The organism is uncultured Murdochiella sp. (assembly GCF_902488755.1).
Lineage (GTDB): Bacteria > Bacillota > Clostridia > Tissierellales > Peptoniphilaceae > Murdochiella.
The window spans coordinates 26,956-34,931 of the sequence record NZ_CABTXF010000010.1 but is presented as its reverse complement, the minus strand read 5'-3'; the positions used below and the strand labels follow the sequence as shown (position 1 = coordinate 34,931).

The following is a 7,976-nucleotide window of genomic DNA, read 5'->3' as shown; positions in this document are numbered from 1 at the left end:
TTATAATCTTACTCAAGAGGTGCTCCTTTCGATGCAACGGGTTTTTGGTCAAACACATTGTATCAGAGCACCTCTTTTTATTTTGTTGAAAGTGTCACATATGTCTTACTACATTACACTTACGCCAGCATGACGGTGAATATAGTCGACTAACGATGCCTGGTTCATGCCATCCTGAATAACGTCTGCATCGTTTCCGACCGCCATAACATCCCCAAAAGTCGTGGTAAGTAGATAGGCGAAATTCTTTTCGGCATCGCCGGTGGTATATTCACCAATTTCCTCATTCCAATACGTATCTTGGAAATCGCGCTTGGCGATAAAACCGGTGCCCTCCGAAGCGTCTGTCTTTACCACAACGCTCACCATATTGCCCTTGACCTCAATGTCCTTTTCCGCCGTGGTAAACACTTCGCGGTTGGTGTGCAGCTCGCCGTCTGTCTTGCCGACGACCGTGACAAAGTTATTGCCGCTTTCCGCAGAAACATTCGCGGTGCGATACAGCTCGTTATCGGCGTTTTCTTTATCGACCAGTAGCGTGGAATTTTTAATGGTCGGCTGGTTCGCCGTATGGGCTCCCAGCAAAGCGGACCAATACATCGGATTGGGCTGGTTCACGTAGTGCGCTATGCCATCCAGGGTTCCTCCGTTGGAATAACCCACAAACACACCCCAGTCGTTAAGCAATAAACTTCTCGTGTTGGTAATCGTGGAATTGCGATTAAATGCCATAAATCCGCCGAACACGCCCTTGTCGTTTTGTACAACACGATTTTTCCCATTTATTTGATAGTCACAGTTGTCAATCGTCATGCCGTTCGCGTAACCGAAGAATCCGCCAGCATACTTAATGCCGTCTGTCTGAACAAGGAAATCTTTATCGATAAAGACGGATGAATTCTTCAGCTCGCTGTCTTTACCGAATGCAGTTCCCATGCCCACATACAATGCTGTTTTCGACGCATTGGCTATAGAAACATTGCCGATATACGCGCGGCAATCGGTAATCGTCCCTTTCTGATAAGCGGCAATACCGGCGACCATCGGCGTGCCTTTCGCTGCCGTCGCATCGGTCATTTCTACGTTAAGCGACTTTGCCTTCACCACACAGTCTTCCATCGGCTGATTCGCTTCCTGCGTTCCTGCCATTAAAGAAACACTGCCAATTTTCTTTCCGGTGAGCTGGATATCGCCAAATGTCAGACGGTTTCCTTTGGTTAGACAAGCGTGGGGCGTGTTCTTCGGATTCGTCGCACGCAATTCGCCAAGGCCGGAAAACTGTACATAATCGGCATTTGCCGTAATATTGCCGTATGTCACGGTGTTGTTTTTGGCGTTTGTAGCTTCCCGCATAAAGGGATAGAGCATCGTATAGGCGTTTGGTGCATCGATATTCACATCCCCAACCGTAAGGGTGTTTTCTTTTGCGCTTACTTCGGGAAGTGTCGGTCTATCCGCGTGCGTTTCGTTTCCGGCATAGGCTTTTTGCGCAAGACCGACAAAGGCGACCTGCGTACTCTTGTCATTCTTGATTTCGACACCACCCACGGAAATCTTGTTATTTTCCAGAACCTGCAGAAAATCGACGCCATCTTTCCCATTGCTGCTCCATCCATTCCCAAAGCCAAGCCCCATGGTATTCTTAAACGGCGTATTCATACTCATCTTGCCTTTGACCGTAAATTGGCAATTCGATAGATTTTCATACCAGCCTTTGCTGTTCGTAGACGCACATACATACATCGTTGCAAACCGATCCGTTTGTGGCATAGCGGGATCGGCTTCTACACGAATATTATTGACTTCAAGGGAAGAATTCATGAACACGCCGATTTCATCGCTGATTCCACTCGCTGCGGGAGCCCCCGCAGACGCCGGATTTGGATTGCCGGCATTCAGCTTGGTCACGATATCCCCATCTACCTTTAGGTGCAAGTTCTCCACCCAGGCTTCACCCAAGTCATTCGAAACACCCCAGGCATAGCCGTGCGAATACCCAGTGGCTTGAATATTTCCGCCCACGTGGATATTGACATTCTCTATATATCCTGCCTGTTTGAGTTTGCTTGTATCCTGTTGTTTATGAATCGCCTCGTCCGACGGCGTCCCCGGCGTAGGCATCTTTTTGCCCCAATGGAATGTCAGACCGGCAGCGCCGGATTTCCAATGGACTTCTTTTGGCAGCGCATCCGACCCGATATTGCCGGTTACCTCCAGGTCGATGTTGTCCAACGTCGTTTTTTCCAGATACCACGAAAGGCCGGCGGCAATTTGCCCCTCACGAAATTGATTCACAAAATGGTTGTCGCTATAGATGGTTCCCCACACCTCATCAGATTCAATATTTCCATTGACCTTCACCTTGATGTTTCTTATCAGGGCGCTATGGATATCAAACCCGTTCGCATCCGTTGGGAACTCTGCAAATAAAACCGCTTCGCCGACCAGACCATAGCCTTTAAGGCTTCCCGCGTACTCCACCTGAAGATTTTCCAACGTAAATGCGTGTGCGCGAATCCCCTGGAACAACGGAACCTGCTTTGTGCCTGTAAAAGAGATCGTATGGTTATTCCCATTAATGGAGAATTTGCCTTGCTTGTCGTCAAACGACAGCAAGCCATGCGCAATTTCATCCTGCTTATCGGTAAAATAGGCATCCGATACATCAATGGAAATATCGTTTTGCAACTCGTACTTGCCGGCTTTCAGGAGCAGCGCTTTGGGCTTTGGATTGGTAAAATCGGCAGCATACTCGCCTTTTGTCAAATACGGTTTTAACTCTTCAAACGAAGAAATCGGAATGGGCGCATCTTCCGCTTTTGCTTGTTGCGGAAAAAGCCCCATCAGAAATAGCGCGAAAAACGCGCATAGCAGTCCCTGTATAAAATAGTGTTTTTTACACATGGGGGGGTACTGTGGCGGTTCATCTTATTTCCTCCTTATACTTACAAAATGAAGATTCATCACTTTTATATTATAGCCCACTTCTCCTTTGTCCGTTGGAAAGGCAGGATTAGGCGTTCAAAATGGTTATTTGACAGGCTTTCATAGCGTCTAACGCCGTCTTATGCGAGATAGGCGTAACACCGGCGCAACCCTGCGCATCCACTTGAATCGGAATTTCCGGAAAAAAGGCTTTGATGAGCAAAGCATTGGAAATCACGCAAATGTCGGTGTCCAGCCCCAGAAGAGTAATAGAAGAAATGCGGTCGCGGTCGTCCAAATCCGAGAGAACCGCCGGAAGAGAGGCTGCGCCGAAGGTTACCTTGTCAATGGGGTCGGTTTTCCGCAACGCTTCCAACTCTGGATGAATCTGCCAACCGTTCGTATCGCGCAGGCAGTGTTCCACCGGAAGATTTCGCCCTTCCTGCGTTTCGAGGTAATTGGCGCGATGGGTATCGCGGGTGAAAAGAACCGTTCCTTCAAATTGTTTCACACGCTCCACCACATACGGTACAATCGCCTGCGCTGCTTTCGAACCTAATGCGCCGTCAATAAAATCGTTTTGCATATCAATCACAAGAAGAATATCCTGCATAATTCGCCTTCCTTTCGACAATTGTTATGCCCATTGTAGCGTATCGGCAGGAAAAGTGTTACCATAGGGATGTTCCGATAAAACAGGATACTTTTTACACGCGGCTGTAGTTCAATGGTAGAACACCGGCTTCCCAAGCCGGATGCGCGGGTTCGATTCCCGTCAGCCGCTTTTTTATGCTTTATTGTGCTTTTATAACTGCGATAGAGATATAAGCGAACAAAAGAACAAAGATATGGGCAAAAAAGCGACCCGACACGCCAAACGCATCGAGTCGCTTTCTTTCTATTCCTTATGCGGAGCTCTTATTTCTCGTTCTTCTGTCCGCTCAGTTTTTCCGCCTTTTCGGCTTTTTCTTTTTCCGTTTCGCCTTCTTCATGCACCTCAATCGGCTTCTCGTCGCTGATGGCATGGTTGATATAAAAATCAGTGTTGCGTTCGTTGCGATTCATCTGGTCGTTATTGGCCTTCATCGCTTCTTCGTTTTGTTGGTTAATTCTTTCGTTGTCCAAAACAACTCCTTTCTCTTTCACCCGTTCAGGGTCGTATCCTACTTCCGTATGCTTACTCTTCTACAGGAGGTTGGAGATTCTCGCCGCATTCCGGACAGAACCGCGCGTCCGGTGTCACCGCATGGCCGCACTTCGGGCATTTCGCCTCTTCCGGTTTCTTGGTTCCGCATTCGACGCAGAATTTTCCACTGTTTTGGGTTCCGCACTTGGGGCAAGCCCAGCCACTTTCCGAAGATGGTGTCTGCACGGTGCCCATGACCATGCCGCCTTCCACCGGAGCCGCCGCACCTTCCGTCGGATTGGCGGCTGGTGCCGCTTGCTGCGCCTGCTGCTGACGAATCTGTTCGGCGTTATTCTGAGAGAACTGACCGAAACCGCCCCCGATGGTGGACATGCCAACGCCCATACCGAAGAAGCCCTGTCCTGCACCGGCTTCGTTGCTGCCAGCCGCTTCCAGACCTCTTGCCACAGAACCCTGCACATAGCCTTCGCGAATAGAGGCGTCGGAAAGCATCGCGCCCTGATTGCGCATGTTGATGAGTTTTTGCGATTCTTCATCGTAGGAGATGGAGGCGATGGCGACCGATTCAATCTGGAAACCACGCAATTCCTGCCATTTCTCATCCAAGACATCCTGCATATATTCCGCAAGCTGGTCTCCGCGAGAAAGAACAAACGAAATGCGCTCACCATCCGCACTCATCTTATTGAGTGCCGTCTGAAATGCCGTCAGGAACTCATTGCGATACTGTTCGCTGATATCTTCTACCTCGATGCTGCTATTCGCATCATGATCGGCGACCTCCACATAGAACTTCAACGGGTCGGTAATGCGAATGGTGTACGAGCCGTGCGCCCGTAAGAACAGCTCAGCATTGTAGAAATTATCAAAGTAATTGACCGGCGCGGGTGTACCGAATTTCAATCCGCGCACTTCCTGCATATTCAGGAAATACGTCGTCTGTTTATACGGCGTAGATCCCGAAAAGCGTACACGATTAAAGGTCTCTTTCAGCGTGTCGCCAAACTCCCCGTTAAAGAGAGACGGCATCGAAGAATTATCGACTTTGAAGTAGCCTGCTTCACCGGTATAATCGATGACCTTTCCGCCATCGACCAGAAGCATGAACTGTCCTTCTTTGACTTGGATAAGCGAACCATTGGAGATGGTGTCCGCCGTTCCTTTCTTGTTGTTGTTTCGCGGATCGTTCTTGCGGACGATCACGCCGGGTGCGGTGATCGTGGTCGGGCTCATCTTGTCCGATTCATAGACTTCCAACCATTCGTCACCTAAACCGCCGCCGATTGCACTGGTGATTGCGCGAATAATGCCCATGCATGCCTCCTTGGTTCGGTGATGCGCTCGCTATGCGAAACGCTTCTTTCGTCCTTCTGTTTGTCTCCGATTTGTCTTTACTATACCCGTACTTGAAACTTTATTTCTTTTTTTCGGTTCGTTTTTTTTCGTATTTTTTTCGCACTTCTTCTTTGAAAACGGCACCGTCATGAATCTTGATGCCCGGATGGTATTTTTCCGCCAAACGAAGAATGCGCTTGCGCTCCGCCGTTGGAAAAATAGCTCGCGACGTCACATCCCCATGTGTGAAATAAAGCAACGAATTCTCGGGATGATCCGACAATTTTTCATAAGTAATGGTATCGATATCGTCCCAGACAACCACGCGGTAATTGGTAAAAAGATACATGTTGGAAAACTGTTCAAATCCTTTTGACGTCACTGCGGCATAGCGTTTCGTCGTTACCGCCAAAAGCACCAGCAAGCCGAGAAGAATGGAGATGCGATACTTCGTAAAAATGCCCAGACCGATACAAAAAAACACCATTATAAAGGTATACGGCATAACCCATTTTTTGCGGTAATTAGCCTGTTGCATCTCTATCGCTTCGTGGTCGTCATGCCATGGGCATTTTTTATCCAGACTGGATTTCATTCGGTTTGTTCCCTTCTTTTTTTCGTAAGAATCATTCTGCGTAAATTGTGCTCCGTAAGAAGTAGCTATGTTTATTATATACTACCCTTCCGCAAAATAGACGATAAGTGCTTGCGCATTAGTCGCCGTCACGTCATCGATAATATGAAGAAAATAGACAAAAAGCGCACCGGCTGTCGGCTCATAAGCTCGGCAACAGGTGCGCTTTCTTTTTCATATTCCGAATCAGGCGTCGTTCAGTAAAACGTCACCGATAGGAATCTGTTTTTGTCAACGGTTCATGTCTTAGTTTACGCGCGGAGCACGACCGGCTTGACGCATTTCTTCCAGCGCCTTAAGGGCCTTAGCATGTGCTTCTTTCGGCGCTTTGGCAACTTTGCCCTGACGGGTTTTGCCAAACACGCTCGTAAAGGCACCGTCCGCCCAGAAGATATTGCGTCCCAAAAGCGCAGTAATCAACGCATAGATCGGGTTCAGCAGGTTGACGAACGCAAACGGGAAGTAATAGATCGGGTTGACGCCCAAAGTCTTCATCTGATATGCACCGCAAGCGGTCCACGGGAACATAACCGCCCAAAGCGTACCGGCATCTTCCAACGTTCTCGAGAGCATGTTACGTCCAAGACCCAACTCATCGTATTTATCAGCATAGAGCGGAGCCGGAACACCAATGCCCAAGAACTGGTCGCACATCGCGGCGTCGCAGAAGATGGATGTCAGCATGGTTGCAAAGAGCAAACCAGGGACGCTGTGAATTTTCTTCTTAATACCACCGAAGAGACGCTCAACAATACCGCAGCGTTCCAGCGCACCGCCGAAAGCAACCGCTAAGAGGATTAAGTTAACCGTCCACATCTGGTTATCCATACCGCCTTTGGCAAGCGCGGCATCTAAGAACTCGTTACCGGTTTCAACGACCGGACCAAAGTGCAAAATGGAGAAAATGTTCGCCAAGCTCTGTGTGCCCTGGAAAATCAAGGCGAAAACAACACCGGTCACAACCGAAATCAGAATACCGGGAAGTCCCGGGATACGAAGCAAGCAAACTGCGATGATGACAAGAATCGGCAACATGACAAGCGGGTTCGTGTTGAAATGTTCCGCAATGGCCGTCCGGATGCCTTCGGCAATCGACGGATCATAACCGGCAACAGAGCCGCTAGATAAACCGATGAAGGTGTAAATAATTAACGAAATAATCAGAACCGGGAAGGTCGTAGAAACCATGGCGGTAACGTGATCGAAAAGACCGGTTTCTGCAACACCGGCAGCCAAGTTGGTCGTATCGGACAGCGGCGAGAATTTGTCACCGACATACGCGCCGGAGATAACCATACCGGCGGTGATGGCCGGATTCATGCCCAAGCCTTCGCCGATGGTCATGAACGCAATACCGATGGTAGCGGTGGCGGTCCAAGAAGAACCGCAGGCCAAACCAACGATGGAGACGAGGACGCAGCCTACCGGAAGGAAGAACTGGGGGGATAAGAGATCCAGCCCATAGTAGATAACGGTAGGAATGGTGCCCGACATCATGAAGGACGAAACCAACAGACCGACGGTCAAAAGGATAAGAATAGCTTCCAATGTTGCATTAATACGGTTCATAATTCCTTCCAGCATATCTTGGAAAGTATGGCCACAAATAAATCCAATAATGCAGGTGACGATCAACGCAACGACCAAGGGCATGTGCGCCGCGTCATACTCTTCGTTACTGAAGGCAAAAACATAAACCATCAGACCGACCATGACGAGAATCGGAATAATTGCCTCAATAAAACTGGGCAGACGCACTTCCCGTTTTGTAGTGGTGCTCATAAGCACTCCTTTCTTATTCCCCACAGGGATTTTCGGAGCCATGCGGTGAACGTTTTCCGCTCATCGCAATGCATCCGTTTGCTGAGGCAACAGCCCTCTCTCGCCCTTGTCCGGCGAACGCCGCCTCGCACCATGGCGAGGCGGTAGCCGTTA

At 49.1% G+C, this 7,976-nt stretch carries 6 protein-coding genes and 1 tRNA gene; 1 reads left to right on the top strand and 6 read right to left on the bottom strand.

Translation table 11 applies throughout. From position 1 onward, the window contains the following. Positions 1-108 precede the first annotated feature (108 nt). Both RDL68_RS02145 and RDL68_RS02140 read right to left on the bottom strand, forming a co-directional pair. The gene (locus RDL68_RS02145) at positions 109-2,904 is read right to left on the bottom strand and encodes a hypothetical protein (RefSeq protein ID WP_308540027.1); all 2,796 of its coding nucleotides are present in this window, start codon (positions 2,902-2,904) and stop codon (positions 109-111) included. A gap of 109 nt (positions 2,905-3,013) precedes the next feature. Beyond that, positions 3,014-3,538, bottom strand: a complete 525-nt coding sequence (locus RDL68_RS02140; protein ID WP_308540026.1) for a cysteine hydrolase — start codon at positions 3,536-3,538, stop codon at positions 3,014-3,016. Positions 3,539-3,638: 100 nt separating this feature from the next. On the opposite strand from RDL68_RS02140, the gene RDL68_RS02135 reads away from it, so the two are divergent. Further along, positions 3,639-3,709: transfer RNA gene (locus tag RDL68_RS02135), tRNA-Gly, on the top strand. A gap of 134 nt (positions 3,710-3,843) precedes the next feature. Here the strand turns inward: RDL68_RS02135 and RDL68_RS02130 are convergent. The 4 genes from RDL68_RS02130 to nhaC form a co-directional block, all read right to left on the bottom strand. After that, positions 3,844-4,050, bottom strand: a complete 207-nt coding sequence (locus RDL68_RS02130; RefSeq protein WP_308540025.1) for a hypothetical protein — start codon at positions 4,048-4,050, stop codon at positions 3,844-3,846. Positions 4,051-4,102: 52 nt separating this feature from the next. Next, complete coding sequence (locus tag RDL68_RS02125; RefSeq protein WP_308540024.1) at positions 4,103-5,386, bottom strand: SPFH domain-containing protein; 1,284 nt, start codon at positions 5,384-5,386, stop codon at positions 4,103-4,105. Positions 5,387-5,486: 100 nt separating this feature from the next. Then, a complete protein-coding gene (locus RDL68_RS02120) occupies positions 5,487-6,002 on the bottom strand; it encodes a hypothetical protein (protein WP_308540023.1) in 516 nt (171 codons plus the stop codon). A 285-nt stretch (positions 6,003-6,287) separates the two neighbouring features. Beyond that, positions 6,288-7,823 (bottom strand): Na+/H+ antiporter NhaC, encoded by a 1,536-nt coding sequence (nhaC, locus tag RDL68_RS02115; protein WP_308540022.1) that lies wholly within the window; start codon positions 7,821-7,823, stop codon positions 6,288-6,290. Positions 7,824-7,976 lie beyond the last annotated feature (153 nt).